This is a genomic window from Pseudomonas sp. TYF_14 (genome assembly GCF_043105275.1).
Lineage (GTDB): Bacteria > Pseudomonadota > Gammaproteobacteria > Pseudomonadales > Pseudomonadaceae > Aquipseudomonas > Aquipseudomonas alloputida.
Map to the genome: position 1 here is coordinate 125,710 of NZ_JBICLK010000089.1, position 18,984 is coordinate 144,693.

General features: G+C 62.0%; 17 protein-coding genes. 7 read left to right on the forward strand and 10 right to left on the reverse strand.

The features are described from left to right. Positions 1-71: 71 nt before the first annotated feature. The 3 genes from ACF8O8_RS26115 to ACF8O8_RS26125 all read right to left on the reverse strand — a co-directional run bounded on the left by ACF8O8_RS26115 (position 72) and on the right by ACF8O8_RS26125 (position 1,054). Complete coding sequence (locus tag ACF8O8_RS26115; RefSeq protein WP_003254595.1) at positions 72-467, reverse strand: hypothetical protein; 396 nt, start codon at positions 465-467, stop codon at positions 72-74. A gap of 76 nt (positions 468-543) precedes the next feature. Then, entirely contained in the window at positions 544-798 is a 255-nt protein-coding gene (locus tag ACF8O8_RS26120; protein WP_004576871.1) for a BrnA antitoxin family protein, read from the reverse strand. After that, the gene (locus ACF8O8_RS26125; RefSeq protein WP_010955211.1) at positions 776-1,054 is read right to left on the reverse strand and encodes a BrnT family toxin; all 279 of its coding nucleotides are present in this window, start codon (positions 1,052-1,054) and stop codon (positions 776-778) included. Before ACF8O8_RS26125 ends, ACF8O8_RS26120 begins: the two co-directional genes overlap by 23 nt. Before the next feature lie 214 nt (positions 1,055-1,268). Here ACF8O8_RS26125 and ACF8O8_RS26130 point away from each other — a divergent pair, with 214 nt between their 5' ends. After that, a complete protein-coding gene (locus ACF8O8_RS26130; RefSeq protein ID WP_003254599.1) occupies positions 1,269-1,541 on the forward strand; it encodes a hypothetical protein in 273 nt (90 codons plus the stop codon). Positions 1,542-1,612: 71 nt separating this feature from the next. Here the strand turns inward: ACF8O8_RS26130 and ACF8O8_RS26135 are convergent, their stop codons facing one another. Beyond that, complete coding sequence (locus tag ACF8O8_RS26135; RefSeq protein ID WP_392510744.1) at positions 1,613-2,974, reverse strand: DEAD/DEAH box helicase; 1,362 nt, start codon at positions 2,972-2,974, stop codon at positions 1,613-1,615. A gap of 103 nt (positions 2,975-3,077) precedes the next feature. Between ACF8O8_RS26135 and ACF8O8_RS26140 the strand changes: the two genes are divergently transcribed. Further along, the gene (locus ACF8O8_RS26140) at positions 3,078-4,379 is read left to right on the forward strand and encodes a mechanosensitive ion channel family protein (protein WP_392510745.1); all 1,302 of its coding nucleotides are present in this window, start codon (positions 3,078-3,080) and stop codon (positions 4,377-4,379) included. Positions 4,380-4,420: 41 nt separating this feature from the next. On the opposite strand, the gene ACF8O8_RS26145 is transcribed toward ACF8O8_RS26140, so the two are convergent. The 3 genes from ACF8O8_RS26145 to ACF8O8_RS26155 form a co-directional block, all read right to left on the reverse strand. Beyond that, complete coding sequence (locus ACF8O8_RS26145; RefSeq protein WP_350298174.1) at positions 4,421-5,296, reverse strand: carboxylate/amino acid/amine transporter; 876 nt, start codon at positions 5,294-5,296, stop codon at positions 4,421-4,423. A gap of 267 nt (positions 5,297-5,563) precedes the next feature. Then, positions 5,564-6,163 carry an FMN-dependent NADH-azoreductase gene (locus ACF8O8_RS26150; RefSeq protein WP_392510747.1) on the reverse strand — a complete coding sequence of 200 codons (600 nt, stop codon included), beginning with the start codon at positions 6,161-6,163 and terminating at the stop codon, positions 5,564-5,566. A gap of 110 nt (positions 6,164-6,273) precedes the next feature. Further along, complete coding sequence (locus tag ACF8O8_RS26155; protein WP_012051530.1) at positions 6,274-6,588, reverse strand: hypothetical protein; 315 nt, start codon at positions 6,586-6,588, stop codon at positions 6,274-6,276. A gap of 48 nt (positions 6,589-6,636) precedes the next feature. Between ACF8O8_RS26155 and ACF8O8_RS26160 the strand changes: the two genes are divergently transcribed. The 4 genes from ACF8O8_RS26160 to ACF8O8_RS26175 all read left to right on the forward strand — a co-directional run bounded on the left by ACF8O8_RS26160 (position 6,637) and on the right by ACF8O8_RS26175 (position 10,832). Next, positions 6,637-7,560 carry a LysR family transcriptional regulator gene (locus ACF8O8_RS26160; RefSeq protein WP_003254610.1) on the forward strand — a complete coding sequence of 308 codons (924 nt, stop codon included), beginning with the start codon at positions 6,637-6,639 and terminating at the stop codon, positions 7,558-7,560. Positions 7,561-7,573: 13 nt separating this feature from the next. Beyond that, entirely contained in the window at positions 7,574-8,386 is an 813-nt protein-coding gene (locus tag ACF8O8_RS26165; protein WP_392510748.1) for an alpha/beta fold hydrolase, read from the forward strand. Further along, positions 8,380-8,937, forward strand: coding sequence for a peptidylprolyl isomerase A (locus ACF8O8_RS26170; protein WP_020191622.1), 558 nt, complete (start codon positions 8,380-8,382; stop codon positions 8,935-8,937). The genes ACF8O8_RS26165 and ACF8O8_RS26170 overlap by 7 nt, the downstream gene beginning before the upstream one ends. A gap of 62 nt (positions 8,938-8,999) precedes the next feature. Next, positions 9,000-10,832 (forward strand): ABC transporter ATP-binding protein, encoded by a 1,833-nt coding sequence (locus tag ACF8O8_RS26175; protein WP_392510750.1) that lies wholly within the window; start codon positions 9,000-9,002, stop codon positions 10,830-10,832. A gap of 105 nt (positions 10,833-10,937) precedes the next feature. On the opposite strand, the gene ACF8O8_RS26180 is transcribed toward ACF8O8_RS26175, so the two are convergent. Continuing rightward, entirely contained in the window at positions 10,938-12,065 is a 1,128-nt protein-coding gene (locus ACF8O8_RS26180; protein WP_003254614.1) for a GNAT family N-acetyltransferase, read from the reverse strand. Between the two features lie 262 nt (positions 12,066-12,327). On the opposite strand from ACF8O8_RS26180, the gene ACF8O8_RS26185 reads away from it, so the two are divergent. Beyond that, positions 12,328-13,572 carry a putative porin gene (locus ACF8O8_RS26185; RefSeq protein WP_020191620.1) on the forward strand — a complete coding sequence of 415 codons (1,245 nt, stop codon included), beginning with the start codon at positions 12,328-12,330 and terminating at the stop codon, positions 13,570-13,572. A 200-nt stretch (positions 13,573-13,772) separates the two neighbouring features. On the opposite strand, the gene ACF8O8_RS26190 is transcribed toward ACF8O8_RS26185, so the two are convergent. Together ACF8O8_RS26190 and hrpA are read right to left on the reverse strand one after the other, a co-directional pair. Continuing rightward, on the reverse strand, positions 13,773-14,894 hold the full coding sequence (locus tag ACF8O8_RS26190; protein ID WP_350298175.1) for a beta-ketoacyl-ACP synthase III: 1,122 nt from the start codon (positions 14,892-14,894) through the stop codon (positions 13,773-13,775). A gap of 174 nt (positions 14,895-15,068) precedes the next feature. Beyond that, positions 15,069-18,974, reverse strand: coding sequence for an ATP-dependent RNA helicase HrpA (gene hrpA / locus ACF8O8_RS26195; RefSeq protein ID WP_350298176.1), 3,906 nt, complete (start codon positions 18,972-18,974; stop codon positions 15,069-15,071). Between the last annotated feature and the right edge of the window lie 10 nt (positions 18,975-18,984).

Below are 18,984 nucleotides of genomic sequence, written 5' to 3' on the forward strand. Positions count from 1 at the left end.
AGGCTCGGCAGCGTTCAGAAGCTACCGATTATCGGGTTTTGAACGCTGCACTTGCCAGCCTTAAAACGACCTCAAGCAATCTGTGCCTTCGCAGATACCTGTTCGAACGTCGTTTCGTCCAGCGCATCCTCCTGCTCATCCAACACCTGGCGCGGGTGCTCGAAGCCGGGGATGCTGCTGTCGATCAGGCTCATCAAGCGCGAGCCGCGTTCGGTCAGGACGAAGTTTTCGCCATTGCCGCCGTCCTCTTCAGGTCGGCATTCAATGAATCCGCGCTCGAATAGCAGCTTTTCATACTCGCATGCACGGGTTTTCAGGTGATCCACGTCACCCACCGGCTCACCCTTGGCGGCCAGTGCAGCAGCATGCTGCTCGGCATAGGGGCGGGGCGTGAAGCTGTGACCGGCGCCGTTCTGCACTTCGTGCAGCAAGCGTTCGATCAGGTCCCAGTCGTAGGCGATGCTCATGGCTACGGGCTCCTGCTGTGGACGAAAGGGGTACACAGGTTGGGACCTGCCAAGGTTGCCAAGCGTTCCGAAGCGCTTAGCGCTGGCGTTGTTGCGCTTGCATGTATTGGCGCAGCAATTGATTGATGCGGGTCTGGTAGCCGCTGCCCTGCTCTTTGAACCAGGCGAGGACATCTGAATCCAGTCGAATGGTCACCGTCTGCTTGGCGGGAACGCGCAGCTCGGCCTGGCGGAAAAAGTCCTGGTCCAGTTCAGGGATATCTGATGTGTCGATATCCTTGTCGTCCTGTCGGGCCAGGCGGCTCCAATCAGTTCTCGATGATTTGGTCATAGTACCTGGCCTCCCGTTTGGTGGCTTTTCTTGCAGAAATGATGCGTATCACCTCACCCCGCCTCTCCGTGTACACGACGACACCTATCAGCGCCTTTAGCCATCCTAGGCTGACCCAACGTTCTTCAGCACATTCCACATCCTCATCACGCCGGATCAGCATGGGATGGTTGAACATGTCAGGAACGTCGGCAAAGTCGATGCCGTGCTTGCGGATATTGCTCTGGTTTTTCCCTTCGTCCCATTCAAAGAACATGGGACGACCTGTATTTACAGCTGTACATACAATACCCCCTCTTTTCCTTCGAGACTAGAGCGATGTAGCGTGCTGCTCAACGGCGCTGGAGGGATACGGGAGCGTTTCAGAAACGGACTACCACCACCAAAGAAATCTTCCATCGGTCGCAAGCCCTGAACTTCCCTGCCCCCCAGCCCTCCACCGGGCATCACCACCGCCGGAGGTTGGAAGGATGAAACCGCTACTGCCCATAGCCTGTGCCGCTGCCCTGCTCTGCGCCCTGCCCGCTTGGGCATGCACACCTGAAGAAGCAACGCAGAAACGTGAGGAGCTGGCCGGGCTGGTTACTCAGTTGACTGAGCAGAACCCGCAAAAGGCCAAGGAGATCAATGATGAGCTTCAGGGGATGGATCTGGGGACGGCGAGCAAGGACTTGCCCGACAAGTGTCAGCTGATCGACCAGCGGATCAAGGAGTTGAAACAGGCAGAGAAAAAAGCGGAGTGATCGTTCGTCGCCTGCGCACGCCCTTCGCAGATGCGAACTTGCGTCGCTTCTGCAAAGGGCCTGCGTGAGTCTTATTGAGCAGCAGGCTTGCGCTTCTTCAGCGGTGCCAGGCCGTCAGCACTGGCCAGAGGCGCGTTGGCCTTCGGCTTGGCAGTAGGCTTGCGCTTGGCTGCGGCTTTCTTGTCACCGGTCTTCTTCTCGACCTTTTTCTTCTTGCTACCGGCCGCCTTGCCCGAGGCCTTGACCTTCTTCGGCCCGTTGTAGGTGCCCTTCACTTCCTTGATGACCCGGCGCTCGAACTGCTGCTTGAGGTAGCGCTCGATGCTCGACATCAGGTTCCAGTCGTTGTGGGTGATCAGCGAGATCGCCAGGCCTTCGCCACCGGCACGGCCGGTACGGCCCACACGGTGTACGTACTCGTCACCGCTACGTGGCATGTCGAAGTTGATCACCAGGTCCAGGCCGTCGATATCCAGGCCACGGGCTGCCACGTCGGTCGCCACCAGCACTTTGGAGCTGCCCTGCTTGAAGCGCTCGATGGCCAGCTTGCGGTCCTTCTGGTCCTTTTCGCCATGCAGCACGAAAGCCTTCACGTCCTTGGCCACCAGGTGACCGTAGATGCGGTCGGCCATGGCGCGGGTGTTGGTGAAGATGATCGCCTTGTCGAAGGTTTCGTTGGCCAGCAACCACTGCGCGATCTGCTCTTTATGCTGGTCGTGGTCGGCCGTGATGATCTGCTGGCGGGTGCCTTCAGCCAGTTGCGAGACACTGTTGAGCATCAGGTGTTCAGGGTCTTTCAGCACCTTGCCGATGATGTCGCGCAGGGCCGCGCCACCGGTGGTAGCCGAGAACAGCAAGGTCTGCTCGCGGTTTTCGCACTCTTTGCACAGGCGCTCCATGTCTTCGGCAAAGCCCATGTCGAGCATGCGGTCGGCTTCGTCCAGGATCAGGACCTGCACGTGGGACAGGTCGAGGTTGCCGGCATTGAGCTGCTCGAGCAGGCGGCCCGGGGTGCCGATCAGCACGTCAGGCACCTTGCGCAGCATGGCGGCCTGTTCCTTGAAGTCTTCGCCGCCAGTCACCAGGCCCGACTTGATGTAGGTGAACTGCGAGAACAGCTGCACCTGCTTGAGGGTCTGCTGGGCCAGTTCACGGGTCGGCAGCAGGATCAACGCGCGAATCTCGACACGCGGACCGCTGAGGTCGACCAGACGGTTGAGCAGTGGCAGTACGAAGGCCGCCGTCTTGCCGCTGCCGGTCTGCGCAGTCACACGCAGATCCCGCCCTTGCAGGGCCAGGGGGATGGCCGCGGCCTGCACCGGGGTTGGCTCGACAAATTTAAGCTCGGCCACGGCTTTAAGCAGGCGTTCATGCAGGGCGAATTGGGAGAACACGGAGGTAACCTCAGACAAGTGCGGGAAATTCAGTTGCATAGGGTAACGTTTTCTGCAGCCTTAGCCGAATTTCTTTTGGCAACTTTGTCGCTATCCGCGCTCTAATACGGCTTCGTTTCGCAACAAGACTGTACGCAAGCCCATGGATATCCAACGAATCTGGCGTGACTCCCTCGACCTGTGGGGCACCCTCGACCAACATCCCATGCTGCACGCCGCCATCGGTCTGGCGGTACTGCTGCTCATCTCCCTGGTAGTCGGCCGCCTGGCGCGCTTCCTGATACTGCACGGCGCGCGCCTGCTGGCCCGCCAGCCTGCGCTGAAGTGGCTGGACGACCTGCGCCACAACAAGGTGTTCCACCGCCTGGCGCAAACAACCCCGTCCCTGGTGCTGCAGTTCGGCCTGAAGCTGGTGCCTGAGCTGTCCGACACTGCTCAGCACTTCCTCGGCAATGTCGCCCTGGCCTTTACCCTGTTGTTCATGACCATGGCGCTGTCATGCCTGCTGGATGCCCTGCTCGACATCTATGCCCGTACCGAACATGCCCGCACCCGCTCGATCAAGGGCTACGTGCAACTGGCCAAGATGATGCTGTGGATCTTCGCCTCGATCGTCATCGTCGCTACCCTGATCGACCGCTCGCCGCTGTTGCTGCTGTCCGGCCTGGGTGCGATGTCGGCGGTGCTGCTGTTGGTGTACAAGGACACCCTGCTGTCGTTCGTCGCCAGCGTGCAGTTGACCAGCAACGACATGCTGCATGTGGGTGACTGGATCGAAATGCCGCAGGTGGGCGCCGATGGCGACGTGGTGGACATCACCTTGCACACGGTGAAAGTGCAGAACTTCGACAAGACCATCGTCTCTATCCCCACCTGGCGCCTGATGAGCGAGTCATTCCGCAATTACCGCGGCATGCAGCAGTCCGGTGGCCGGCGCATCAAGCGCAGCCTGTTCATCGACGCCGCCGGCGTGCGCTTCCTCACCCGCGAAGAAGAACAGCGCCTGAGCCAGGTGCAGCTACTGAGTGACTACCTGGCGGGCAAGCGCCAGGAACTGCAAAACTGGAACGAGGCGCTGGGGCCGGTGGCGGACCTGTCGGCCAACCGCCGTAAGCTGACCAACATCGGCACCTTCCGCGCGTTTGCCCTGGCCTATTTGAAGAACCACCCCAATATTCATCCGAACATGACCTGCATGGTGCGGCAGATGCAGACCACCGCCGAAGGCGTACCGCTGGAAATCTACTGCTTCACCACCACCACGGTGTGGGCGGATTACGAACGGATCCAGGGGGATATCTTCGACTATCTGCTGGCGGTGTTGCCAGAGTTCGGCTTGAGCCTGTATCAGCAGCCGAGTGGCAATGATATGCGCGTGGGGTTGGCCGGGCGCACGGCGGTAGAGCCGATGCCGCGTCGCCTGGAAGAAATGAGCGAGGCTTGAGATTGCCGGGGCTGCCTTGCAGCCCCGGATCAACGGGCGCGTCAGGCCTTGCCGGCCAGCGGCGCCTGTGCGCGCCCACCCAGGCGGCTCAGCCACACCGACGCCAGGATGATCCCCCCGCCGATCAACAGCCGCCCCAGCGGCTCGTGCTGGTTCCAGATCAACAGGTTCAGCAGCAGCCCCACCGGCACATGCAGATTGTTCATCACCGCCAGCGTACCGCCAGAAACCAGGCATGCACCTTTGTTCCACCAGTACAGCCCCAGCGCCGTCGGACACAGCCCCAGGAACAACAGCACCAGCCATTGCACATCAGTGCTCGGCAGGTGCTGAGTGTTGCCGAACAGCAGGAAGGCCGGAAGCACCACCAGCAAGGCACCGAGGTAGAAGTAACCGAAGCGGGCGTAGTGTGGCAGGTCGCTGGGGTGGCGAGCGACCAGGTGACGGTACAGCACCTGGCCAGCGGCGTAGGTAAAGTTAGCCAGTTGCAGCAGCAGGAAGCCGATGAAGAACTCGCCGCTGATGCTGTCGAAGCGGATCACGGCAGCACCGGCCACGGCGACCAGCGCGGCCACTAGCGCCCAAGCGTTGAAGCGCCGGTTCAGGGCATCTTCGATCAAGGTCACGTGTAGCGGCGTGAGGATCGTGAACAGCAGCACCTCCGGTACGGTAAGCACGCGGAAACTCAGGTACAGGCAGACGTAGGTGATGCCGTACTGCAACGCGCCGATCAGCAGCATCCAGCGCATGAAGCGCGGCTCGACGTGACGCCAGCGGGTCAACGGCAGGAACACCAGGCCGGCCAGCAGCACCCTGGCGAGCACCGCAAAATAGCTGTCGACGTGCCCGGCCAGGTACTCGCCGATCAGGCTGAAGGAAAACGCCTGGATCAGCGCGACGATTATCAGGTAGCCCATGGTTGCCTCTCGTGAATCAAGGCGGCGACCTTAGCGGGTTGCGGCGAATGAGTTCAACCATGAGGAATGTAGGGGCTGTACCGGCCTCTTCGCGGGCACTCCCGCTCCCACAGGGACCGCAATGGCCTTTGTAGGAGCGGGTTTACCCGCGAAGAGGCCAACATTGGCGACCTCAAACCCCAGGGATAAAAAAGCCCGGCCATACAAGCCGGGCAGGTACACCCAAAGGAGCAAAAACAGGTGTCAGGGTTGGGAATTCGTGATGCCTCAGGCCACCGCCGCCAACTTGGCCTTGGCCTGGTTGACGCCCTTCTCGTAGAACTCGCCGCTCATGTTCAGGCCTTCGGCATGGATGAAGTCGACATCGTGGATGCCGATGAAAGCCATGACCTGGCGCAGGTACGGTTCCTGGTGGTCACTGCTGGCACCCGCATGGATGCCGCCGCGGGCAGTCAGGACAATGGCACGCTTGCCGGTCAGCAGGCCTTGCGGGCCGGTCGGGGTGTATTTGAAGGTGATGCCGGCACGCAGCACATGGTCCAGCCAGGCTTTCAGGGTGCTGGGGATGGTGAAGTTGTACATGGGCGCAGCCATCACCAGTACGTCGGCAGCCAACAACTCATCCGTCAGCTCGTTGGAACGGGCCAGGGCCTCCAGTTCGGCGGCGCTGCGCTGTTCTTCGGGTTTCATCCAGCCGCCCAGCAGGTTCGCGTCCAGGTGGGGAACCGGGCTTACTGCCAGGTCGCGCACAGTGATCTGATCGGCCGGGTGAGCGGCCTGCCATTGCTGGATGAAGTCCTTGGTCAGCTGACGGGAAACGGAATCCTGCTGGCGGGCGCTGCTTTCGATGATCAGTACGCGGGACATGGGGGTGCCTCCATCGGCAAAAAAGGGTGCGATTCGATGGAGGTGAGATTAAGGCTTGACCTATCGATAAAAAAGCGTAAAAAGTGGGTCCAATCTATCGATTAATCAGTTTATTCCGCGCTGCAGTTCAAGGCGATCCGCAGTTTGATGATTTGCCGATTGAATTTCGCGGTGACATCGACGCTTTTACCTGCCGGTACGTTCACACGGCGCACCCGCGGTGCCTCTGGGCCATTGCGGAAGGTCACCTTGCACGCCGCCGGGACCTGCCCATAGTTGTTGAGGGTGATGGCGCCAATGTCATAGGCCGTGTCATAGGCGGTGTAGTCGAGCTTGACCCCGGTCAGCTCCTTCTCCACATCGATGGGATAAGCCATGGCCCCGAGGGGCAGGCACATCAGTATTGCCGCACAACATTTCTTCATGGGCCGCTCTCCTTGAAAGAGCGCAGCTTAGGACAACAGGAGCGAAAGATGAAAGCGCCGCGCGTAACCCTTGACCAGTGGCGAACCCTGCAAGCAGTGGTCGATCACGGCGGGTTTGCCCAGGCCGCCGAGGCCTTGCACCGCTCGCAGTCATCGGTCAGCTACACCGTGGCCCGCATGCAGGAGCAGCTGGGCGTCCCGCTGTTGCGCATCGATGGCCGCAAGGCGGTGCTGACCGAGGCCGGCAATGTGCTGCTGCGCCGCTCGCGCCACCTGGTCAAGCAGGCCAGCCAGCTCGAAGACCTGGCCCACCACATGGAACAGGGCTGGGAAGCCGAGGTGCGCCTGGTGGTCGATGCCGCCTACCCCAGCGCCCGCCTGGTACGCGCGCTGGCTGCGTTCATGCCACAAAGCCGCGGCTGCCGGGTGCGCCTGCGTGAAGAAGTGCTGTCTGGCGTGGAGGAAGTGATGCACGAAGGCATCGCCGACCTGGCCATCAGCAGCTACAGCATCGGCGGCTACCTGGGCGCCGAATTGAGCGCAGTGGAATTCATCGCCGTCGCCCACCCCGAACACAGCCTGCACCGCCTGGGACGCGAACTGACCTTCCAGGACCTGGAAAGCCAGCTGCAGGTGGTGATTCGTGACTCCGGCCGCGCCCAACCGCGCGACGTCGGCTGGCTGGGCGCCGAGCAGCGCTGGACCGTCGGCAGCCTGGGCACCGCCGCCACCTTCGTCAGCAGCGGCCTGGGCTTTGCCTGGCTGCCCCGTCACATGATCGAGCGCGAGCTGCGCGAAGGCGTGCTCAAGCCATTGCCGCTGGATCAGGGTGGCAGCCGCCACCCACTGTTCTACCTTTATTCGAGCAAAGAGAAGACCCTGGGCCCGGCCACGCAGATTCTCATCGACCTGCTGCGCAATTTCGACACCGCGCCACTGGACGTGCCCTTCGCAGCCCCCCCACAAGCCTGAGAGGACCGCGCCCATGGCCTATTTCGAACACGAAGGATGCACGCTGCATTACGAGGAATATGGCCAGGGCGAACCCCTGGTGTTGCTGCACGGCCTGGGCTCCAGCTGCCAGGACTGGGAGTTGCAGGTGCCGCTGTTCAGCCGCCACTACCGGGTGATACTCATGGACATCCGCGGCCACGGTCGCTCCGACAAACCCGCTGACGGTTACCAGATCGCCACCTTCAGTGCCGACCTGCTGGCCCTGCTCGAACACTTGCACACAGGCCCGGTGCACTTCGTCGGCTTGTCCATGGGCGGCATGGTCGGCTTCCAGTTTGCCGTCGACCACCCTCAATGGTTGCGCAGCCTGTGCATCGTCAACAGCGCCCCTGAGGTCAAGCGCCGCACCCGCAGTGACTGGGCGTGGTGGCTCAAGCGCTGGAGCCTGGCGCGCATCCTCAGTGTCGAAACCGTCGGCAAGGGGCTGGCCGAGCGGCTGTTCCCCAAACCACAACAAGCAGACCTGCGGCAGAAAATGGCCCAGCGCTGGGCGCGCAACGACAAGCGCGCCTACCTGAAAAGCTTCGACGCCATCGTCGACTGGGGCGTGCAGGAACGCATCGGGCAGATTCACTGTCCTACCCTGGTGATCGCCGCCGACCACGATTACACGCCGATACAACTCAAAGAGCGCTACGTCGCCCTCATACCCAACGCCAGGCTGGTCGTCGTCGACGATTCCCAGCACGCTACACCCCTCGATCAACCCGAGGTCTTCAACCAGACCCTGCTGCAGTTCCTCGCAGCCGCTTCCACTTCTCAAGGATCTTTGAGCCCATGCTGAAAAAACTCCTGCTCACCGCCTGCTCGGTCGCCTTTGCCACCAGTGTCATGGCGTCCGACAAGACCCCGCACGTCCTGCTGGACACCAGCTTCGGCCAGGTCGAAATCGAGCTGAACGCCGAGAAGGCACCGCTCAGTACCAAGAACTTCCTGCAGTACGTGGACAGCGGTTTCTACAACAACACCATCTTCCACCGCGTGATCCCGGGGTTCATGGTCCAGGGCGGCGGTTTCACTGACCAGATGGTGCAAAAAGAAACCCAGGCCCCGATCAAGAACGAGGCCAGCAACGGCCTGCAGAACACCCGCGGCACCCTGTCGATGGCACGCACGTCCAACCCGAACTCGGCCACCAGCCAGTTCTTCATCAACGTCGCCGACAACGACTTCCTCAACCCAGGCCGCGACGCCGGTTATGCCGTGTTCGGCAAGGTGACCAAAGGCATGGAAGTGGTCGATCAGATCGTCAACTCGCCGACCACCATCAAAAAAGGCATGCGCGACGTACCGGCCGATCCGGTCTATATCAAGTCCGCCAAACGTATCGACTGACTGCAGGCTTCACAGGGATGTGAAACCGCCTGAGGGTCGGACGAACAGGAGTGTTGTCGCCCATGCTGTACCGCCGTTTCGAAAGACTGATCGATATTTTCCGCGAGGCACCGAGCGAAGCCCCCCCGAGCACGGTGTGGCCGTTCTACCTGTATTACCTGCGCCAGGTGTGGCCCAGCTTCGTGGCCCTGCTGGTGGTCGGCCTGGTCGCCTCGCTGATCGAGGTGGCGATGTTCAGCTACCTCAGCCGCATCATCGACCTGGCCCAGGGTACGCCCAATGCCAACTTCTTCAGCCAGCACAGCGGCGAGCTGATCTGGATGCTGGTGGTGATTCTGCTGCTGCGGCCATTGTTCTTCGGCCTGCACGACCTGCTGGTGCACCAGACCATCAACCCCGGCATGACCAGCCTGATCCGCTGGCAAAACCATACCTATGTGCTCAAGCAGAGCCTGAACTTCTTTCAGAGCGACTTCGCCGGGCGTATAGCCCAGCGCATCATGCAGACCGGCAACTCGCTGCGCGATTCCGCCGTGCAGGCGGTGGACGCGCTATGGCATGTGCTGATCTACGCCATCACCTCGCTGGTGTTGTTCGCCGAGGCCGACTGGCGCCTGATGCTGCCGCTGCTGGCGTGGATCGTCAGCTACATTGCAGCGCTGTTCTACTTCGTGCCACGGGTCAAGGAGCGCTCGGTGGTGTCTTCGGACGCACGTTCCAAGCTGATGGGGCGTATCGTCGACGGCTACACCAACATCGCAACGCTGAAGCTGTTTGCCCATACCGACTACGAACAGCAGTATGCGCGTGAGGCAATCCGCGAGCAGACCGAGAAAACCCAGCTGGCCTCCCGGGTGATCACCAGCATGGACGTGGTCATCACCACCCTCAATGGCTTGCTGGTGGTCGCCACCACCGGCCTTGCCCTGTGGCTGTGGAGCCAATCGCTGATCACCGTGGGTGCCATCGCCCTGGCCACTGGCCTGGTGATCCGAATCGTCAACATGTCGGGCTGGATCATGTGGGTGGTCAACGGCATTTTCGAGAACATCGGCATGGTGCAGGACGGCCTGCAGACCATCGCCCAGCCAGTCACCGTCACCGACCTGCCCAATGCGCCGGCACTGAAGGTCAGCCGCGGCGCGGTGCGTTTCGTTGACGTCGACTTCCATTACGGCAAGGCCACCAATGTCATAGAAGGGCTCAACCTGGACATCCGCCCGGGTGAGAAAATCGGTTTGATCGGCCCGTCCGGGGCAGGCAAGTCGACTCTGGTCAACCTGCTGTTGCGTCTGTACGACGTGCAGGGTGGGCGCATCCTCATCGACGGCCAGGACATTGCCAAGGTGAGCCAGGCCAGCCTGCGTGCACAGATCGGCATGATCACCCAGGATACCTCGCTGCTGCACCGTTCGATTCGCGAAAACCTGCTGTACGGCCGCCCCGGTGCCAGCGATGCAGAACTGCATGAAGCTGTGCGCCGCGCGCGGGCTGACGAGTTCATCCCACAGCTTTTGGATGCCCAGGGCCGCACCGGTTTCGATGCCCATGTGGGCGAACGCGGGGTCAAGCTGTCGGGTGGCCAGCGTCAGCGTATCGCCATTGCACGGGTCCTGTTGAAGAATGCGCCGATCCTGATCATGGACGAGGCCACCTCGGCGCTGGATTCGGAAGTGGAAGCGGCGATCCAGGAAAGCCTGGAGACGCTGATGCAGGGCAAGACGGTAATCGCCATTGCCCACCGGCTTTCCACCATTGCCCGTATGGACCGGCTGGTGGTGCTGGACAAGGGGCGAATTGTCGAGAGTGGCAGCCACAGTGAGTTGCTGGAGCAGCAAGGGCTGTATGCCCGGTTGTGGCATCACCAGACCGGAGGTTTTGTCGGGGTCGATTGACACCTGCGCGGCCTTTTCGCGGGTAAACCCGCTCCTACACAGGTTCGCTATCGTTGTAGGAGCGGGTTTACCCGCGAAAAGGCCGGCACAGGCAACACAGATCTCTCAGTCCCGGCGGTAGGGCAACATCCCCCGCGCCTCTTCGGCATACCCCTTGACCCCTTCCCGTTCCTGCAGCAGAAAATCCTCCACCGCCCGCCGCAACCCCGGGTGCAGCAGGTAATGCCACGACCGCGTCAACACCGGCTCGAACCCGCGTATCAACTTGTGCTCGCCCTGTGCCCCGGCATCGAAACGCTGGTAACCCTCGGCAATGGCAAAGTCCATGCCCTGGTAGAAACACGTCTCGAAATGCAGCCGGTCGAACTCATCCAGGCAGCCCCAGTAGCGGCCAAACAGGCTGTCGCCGCCCACCAGGCTCAAGGCCATGGCCACATCACGCCCACCCTGGCGGGCCATCACCACGCGCACCGCCTCGGGCATACGCTCGGCCAGCAGGCTGAAAAATTCGCGCGTCAGGTAGGGGGCACGACGGCGCACCGCATAGGTGTTGGCATAGCACAGAAAGACGAAATCCCACTGTGCCTCGTCCAGTTCATCACCGCGGTACCAGCGGAAGTCGATACCCTGCCCCGCCACCTGCTCGCGCTCCTTGCGCATCTGCTTGCGCTTGCGCGAGCTGAGGCTGTCGAGAAAGTCCTGGAAATCGCGATACCCCCGGTTTTGCCAGTGAAACTGGCAACCCAGGCGTTCCATCCACCCAGGCAGGCCCGCCAACTGCGCGTCCAGCGCCGGGTCGGTGAAGTTGATGTGCGCTCCGGACAGCCCACCCTTGCCCAGATACTCCGGCAGGGCCTGCAGCATCAACAAGCCGTCAGCCGGATCGGCCGCCAGCAGCCGTGGGCCGCTGACCGGACTGAACGGCACAGCGCCAAGCAGTTTTGGGTAGTAGGCGATACCGGCCCGCTCACACGCATCGGCCCAACCATGATCGAACACATACTCGCCAAACGAGTGCCACTTGCGGTACGCGGGCAACAGCGCCCGTACCTGTCCGTCACGCTCCAGCACCAGGTGCTCGGCGGCCCAGCCAGTGTTGCGCGCCACGCTGCCGCTGTCCTCCATTGCACTGAGAAAAGCATGGCGCAGGAAGGGTTGGCCGGCTGGCACAAGGGCATCCCAGGTGGCCGTCGGCAGATCACGCAGGTGGGCAAGGCTGTACAGGCTGGTCACGTTGTTGGCTCGCTGTCTGAAGACCGTCAGTATCCCCAAGGAAGGCCCGTCGCTCAAATGACGAACGCCGGGTGGGCCCTTTAATACTCAATTACTTAACAACAGTGCCACTAATCAGACATTAATCTGTCATTGGCCCCCGCAATACTTGCGCCTGTTTTCCGGAACCCTAGAACCTGTCTATTCAGGCCCTTTCCGAAGACATGCCAACGCAGGGGCAGGCGCTTGAGCCTCCCCCATTTTTTTCAGTAGGGAGAACCTTATGCGTCTTGTTTCCACACTTACCGGAGTAAGCCTCACCGGCATGATGCTGGCCCTGAGTGCCCCGGCCAGTGCTGCTGTCGACGCCAAGCTGCTCGAAATGCTCCGCGCCAATGGCTCGATCAACCAGGCGCAGTACAACGAACTGCAGGGCGACCTGGCAAAAGAAACCAAGGAAAAGGCCGACCAGAAAGCTCAGTCCGAACGTATGAGCTCCTTTGAACAAAAAGTGGCATGGGCCGCCAAGACCCAGATCAAGGGTGACGTGCGCCTGCGTTACGAAGACGTCAACGTCGACGATCCGAACAGCAGCAGCGGCAACCAGGACCGCCAGCGGGTACGTGCCCGTGTCGGTTTCTACAGCGAGATCAACCCGCAGGTCGACGCTGGGGTCCGTATCGCCACTGGCAGCAGCGCTGACCGACGTTCGACCAACCAGAGCTTCGACAACTACTTCGACAAGAAGTCGCTGTGGGTCGACCTGGCCTACCTCGACTGGCACCCGACTGCAGTGCCTAACCTGCACCTGATTGGCGGCAAGATGCAACAGCCTTGGGTGAGCATGGGCGACATCATCTGGGATAGCGACATCAACCCGGAAGGTGTGGCGGCCACTTACAAGGCTGACCTGGGCGGGGCCGAAGTCTTTGCCAGCGCCGGTCAGTACACCCTGAAGGACAACGTCGATGGTGACGGCGTCCAGTACAAGCACGATGCGCAGGTCTACCACGGCCAGTTGGGCGCCAAGTTCGCGCCGGCCGACGTGCTCAAGCTCACCGTGGGTGCCAGCATCTATGGTTACGACAACGACAAGGAAGCAGCCATCCTGCAGTCGTTCGGCAACACCACCAACGAGTTCAATCTGGTGGAAGGCTTTGGCCAGATCGACTTCACTGGCTTGGCCATTCCGTTGTCGGCCTATGGCCAGTACGTGAAGAACACCGACAGCACCGACGGCGAAGATCAGGCCTGGCTGGCTGGCCTGAAAACCAAAATGGGTGCCTGGAGCCTGGACTACAACTACCGCGATGTGCAGCGTAACGCGGTGGTCAGCCTGTTCACCGATTCGGACTTCGGCAACGGCTACACCGGTTCGCGTGGTCACAAGTTCAAGGTCGGTTACGAAATCGACAAGAACTTCTCCCTGGGTGCTGCCTACCTGATGGCCAAGACCGACCTGTCGCAGTTGCCGAACAGCGATGCTGACGTCGACACCCTGCAGGTTGATCTGGAAGCCAAGTTCTAAGCGACACCCTGCTCTGCTTCACCTGAAGCGGGAAACGCCGACCCCATCCGGCGTTTCCCGCTTCTTTTTGCCTGTGTGAAATGCGCCGGCCCCTTCGCGGGCTTGCCCGCTCCCACAGAATCACCACAGACCTTGAAAACTGTGCTGTACCTGTGGGAGCGGGCAAGCCCGCGAAGAGGCCGTAACAGGCGCCTGATGAATCAGCGCTTGCGCAGAATCACGCTACCAATCGAATACCCCGCACCAAACGAGCTCAACACGCCCAACGAGCCCTTGGCCAGGTCATCCTGGTACAGGTGGAAGGCAATCACCGACCCCGCCGAGCTGGTATTGGCGTAACGGTCCAGAATCACCGGTGCCTCTTCCTCGGCCACTTCACGCCCCAACAGTTTCTTGACGATCAGCTGGTTCATGCTGAGGTTGGCCTGGTGCAGCCAGAAGCGCTTCACGTCGCCCGGTTGCAACCCGTTCTCCTGCAGGTGCTCACCGATCAGCTCGGCCACCTTCGGGCACACCTCGCGGAACACCTTGCGGCCCTCCTGTATGAACAGCTTGTCCGCAGCGCCTTCGCCCTCTTCCGCCGCACGGTTTAGGAAGCCGAAGTTGTTGCGGATGTTGTTGGAGAACTCAGTCCAGAGCTTGCTGCTGACGATGTCGAACTGGTGCGCCGAAGTGGCCTGGTCGGCACGCTCCAGCAACACGGCGGTGGCGGCATCGCCAAAAATGAAATGGCTGTCGCGGTCACGGAAGTTGAGGTGGCCGGTGCACACTTCGGGGTTGACCATCAGCACCGCCCGCGCCTGGCCCAGCGCTACGCTGTTGGCGGCGGTCTGTATGCCGAAGGTGGCCGACGAGCAGGCCACGTTCATGTCAAAGGCAAAGCCCTGGACACCCAGTGCCTGTTGCACTTCGATGGCGATCGCCGGGTAAGGGCGCTGCAAGTTGGAGCAGGCGACGATCACCCCGTCGACATCGGCCGCCGTTCGGCCTGCGCGCTCCAGGGCCTGGCGGGCAGCGGCCACGGCCATTTCACACAGCACTGACGGTTCATCGTTGCTGCGCTCGGGCAGGCGCGGCTTCATGCGCTGCGGGTCGAGGATACCGGCCTTGTCCATGACAAAGCGGCTCTTGATGCCCGAGGCCTTTTCGATAAACGCCGCGTCGGAGAGCGGCGCCGCCTCGACTTCACCGCGCTCGATGGCGGCAGCGTTTTCCTGGTTGAACTGCTGCGACCAGGCATTGAAGGAAGCCACCAGCTCTTCGTTGGAAATGCTCTGGGCCGGGGTGTACAGGCCGGTGCCGCTGATCACGACGTTATGCACGGTCGTTCCTCTGGTCAAAGGCCATCGCCACAGGGCGCTGGCTGGAAACATGACAGGTTAATGGCACTTTAGTGCCAATTCAGGGGCATACGTTTACCCCCGCAAGGCGGGCTTACCCGCCAAGGGCCGCAAAGCGGCCCCAAACGCCCCAAAGTTTGCCACAAATAATAGAGGTTAGCCTTCCACCTGACTCCATTGTTTGCTCAATCGCTTGTCAGAAATCGGCACCTTGGTCCCCAACTGCTGGGCAAACAGCGACACGCGATATTCTTCCAGCCACCAGCGGTACACGGTCAGTTGCTCATCGCGCTTGCCTTCCTGGGCATGCTTGTCGGCACGGGCCTTGTACTGCGCCCACAGGTTGGCCAATTCGCCGCTCCACACCCGGTCCTTCTGTACTTGCGAGCCGAGTTTCTCGAGGCGCAACTCAACCGCCTTGAGGTAACGCGGCAACTCCTTGAACCACACCCCAGGCGTTTCGCGTACGAAGCCCGGGTACACCAGGTTGCCTAGCTGCTGCTTGATGTCGTTCAGTGCCACCGCTTGGCTCAGGTCGATCTTGCCCTTGAAGCGTTTCTGCAGACCATGCCACAGCTTCAGCACTTCCAGGGTCTGCCTTGCCAGGCGCTCGGCATGCTCGGCCCAGCTGCCGCGCTTGCGTTCAGCCAGCGCGGCCAAGGCCGCGCCATCACGTGGCAACGGTTGTTCGCCTTCAAGGATGCAACTGTCCAGGCTGGCCAGCAGAATGTCTTCGACCAGCGCTTCTACCCGCCCCATTTCACGGTACAGCAGGCCCAGCTCGGTCAGCCCCGGCAGCTTGCCGCGCAGGAACTTGGCCGGCTCGGCCAGTTGCTGCAGCAACAGCCGTTGCAAGGCGCGGCGGTGCTGAAACTCCGCTTCGGCCTGGGTCGAGAAACGCCCTTCACGCACAGTGCCGTTGTCTTCCACCAGTGCCGGGTACACGGTCATCGACAGGCCGGCGATCTTCTGCTGGGCGGTCTGCTTCACTTCGCTGAAGGCCTTGGCCTGCACCGGCTGCTCACCCTTGGCGTCACGCGGCACGGCCAGGGCAGCCTGGCTGGCGGCAGCAAAGCGCGCGGTCAGTTCCGCCAGGTCGCGGCCTTCGCCAAGGAACTTGCCCTGGCCATCGACCACTTCGATGTTCATGCGCAGGTGGCCTTCGACCTGGTTGACCGACTCGTCCCAGGCCTCGTCCGACACACGCGCACCGGTCATGCGCAGCAGCTCCTGGCCCAGGGCCTGCGGGAGCGCCCCTTGGCCGAAGGTCATGCGCGCCAGCGAAGCCTTGACGAAGTCAGGTACCGGGACAAAGTTCTTGCGCAGGGCCTTGGGCAGGTTGCGCACCAGCGCCACGCACTTGGCCTCCAGCAGGCCCGGCACCAGCCACTCCAGGCGCTCGCCCGGCAGGCTCGGCAACAGCGGCGCCGGCACCCGCACCGTCACACCATCGCGGGGGTGGCCGGGCTCGAAGTGGTAGCTCAGCGGCAGGCGCAGATCGCCCACCTGCATACTGTCGGGGTACTGTGCGGCGGTCACTTCGCTGGCCTCGCGGGCCAGCACGTCCTCCTCGCGCATGATCAGCAGGTTGGCGTCCTTTTGGCTGCCCATGCGGTACCAACTATCAAAGGTCGCCGTCTGGTGGATTTCCGCCGGCAGGCGCGCTTCATAGAAAGCGTACAGCGTTTCTTCGTCAGCCAGGATGTCACGCCGGCGAGCCTTGGCTTCCAGCTCGTCCAGCTCTCCAAGCAGGCGTTTGTTGGCCGCCAGGCACTTGGCCCGCGACTGGATTTCGCCACCCACCAGGCCTTCACGGATAAACAGCTCGCGCGAGGTCGCCGGGTCGATCGGGCCGTAGTGCACCGGCCGACGGCCGACCAGGATCAGCCCGTAGAGCGTGATCTGCTCGTAGGCCACCACCTGCCCGCGCTTCTTCTCCCAGTGCGGCTCGAAATGGTTCTTCTTGATCAGGTGGCCGGCCAGCGGCTCGATCCAGTCCGGCTCGATCTTGGCCACCATGCGCGCATACAGCTTGGTGGTTTCGACCAGCTCGGCAGCCATGACCCACTGCGGGCGCTTGCGCCCCAGGCCCGAAGATGGATGCACCCAGAAGCGCCGCTGACGGGCGCCCTGGTAGTCGCCCTCTTCGGTCTTCTGGCCAATCTGGCTGAGCAGCCCGCTGAGGATTGCCTTGTGCAGCTTCTGGTAATCGGTCGGTTCCTTGTTCACCGTCAGCTGCAGGTCACGGCAAATCAGCGCCAACTGACGATGAGCATCGCGCCACTCGCGCAGCCGCAAGTAGTTCAGGAACTGCTTGCGACACCAGTTGCGCAGCGGGTTGGCGGTCAGCGCCTGGCGTTGTTCCTCGAAGCCACGCCACAGGTTGACCAGCGCAGCGAAGTCCGAGTCCACGTCCTTCCACTGTGCGTGCGCCTGATCGGCGGCCTGCTGGCGTTCTGGGGGGCGTTCACGCGGGTCCTGCACCGACAGCGCGCTGGTGACAATCAGCACTTCCTGCAGGCTGCCCAGGCGCGCGCCTTCAAGCAGCATGCGGCCCAGACGCGGGTCGATCGGCAAGCGCGCCAACTGGCGGCCAATTGGCGTCAGCTGGTTCTCGCGGTTAACCGCCGAAAGCTCCTGCAACAGGTTGAAGCCGTCGCTGATGGCTTTGCCATCCGGCGGCTCGATGAACGGGAAGGCATCGATTGCGCCCAGGCGCAGGTGCAACATCTGCAGGATCACCGCCGCCAGGTTGGTGCGCAGAATCTCCGGGTCGGTAAACGCTGGCCGGCTGTTGAAGTCCTCTTCGCTGTAGAGACGCACGCAAATGCCCGGCTCGACCCGGCCGCAACGGCCTTTACGCTGGTTGGCACTGGCCTGTGACACCGCCTCGATCGGCAGGCGCTGGACCTTGGCGCGGTAGCTGTAGCGGCTGATGCGCGCGGTACCGGTGTCGATCACATAACGGATGCCAGGCACGGTCAGCGAGGTTTCGGCGACGTTGGTGGCCAGCACCACGCGGCGCCCGGTGTGCGGTTGGAAGATACGCTGCTGCTCGGCCGGCGACAGGCGCGCGTACAGCGGCAAAATCTCGGTATGGCGCAGTTGCGCCTTGCGCAGGATCTCGGCGGCATCACGGATTTCCCGCTCGCCCGGCAGGAAGATCAGCACATCGCCCGGCCCCTTGCCCTCGCTACGCTCGTGCTGCGCCAGCTCGTCGAGGGTGGCAAGGATGGCCTGATCGACGGTGAGGTCATCCTCGATCTGGTTGCCCTCTTCGTCCTGTTCGCTGGTCAGCGGGCGGTACCAGGTGTCCACCGGGAAGGTGCGCCCGGACACCTCGATGATCGGCGCACCGTCGAAGTGCCTGGAGAAGCGCTCCAGGTCGATGGTGGCCGAGGTGATGATCAGTTTCAGGTCCGGTCGGCGATGCAGCAACGTTTTCAGGTAGCCGAGCAGGAAGTCGATGTTCAGGCTGCGCTCGTGCGCTTCGTCGACGATGATCGTGTCATAGCGTTCAAGGAAGCGGTCATGCTGGGTTTCGGCCAGGAGAATGCCGTCGGTCATCAGCTTGACCAAGGTATTGGAATCGCTCTGGTCTTCGAAACGCACCTGGTAGCCGACCAGCGCGCCCAGGGGCGTGCCCAGCTCTTCAGCGACTCGCGCGGCCACGCTACGCGCTGCGATCCTGCGTGGCTGGGTATGGGCGATCAACCCATGGCTGCCACGGCCAAGTTCCAGGCAGATTTTCGGCAACTGGGTCGTCTTGCCAGAGCCGGTCTCGCCGGCGATCACCAATACCTGGTTTTCGGCCAGGGCCTTCTTGATTTCGTCACGCTTGGCGGCGATGGGCAAGTTGTCGTCGTAGCGTACGGTCGGCACGCTCTGCTGACGCGCGGTGACCTGAGCGCAGGAGGCCTGGACCTTCTCCACCCACTGCGCCAGCTTCGCCTCGTCGGGGCGCTTGCGCAGTTCGTGCAGTTGCCGGCGCAGGCGATGGCGGTCGGCAATCATGGCGTGGTCGAGGTTTTGCAGCAGTTTGTCGATGGCGTGGTCAGTCATGGGGCTTTTT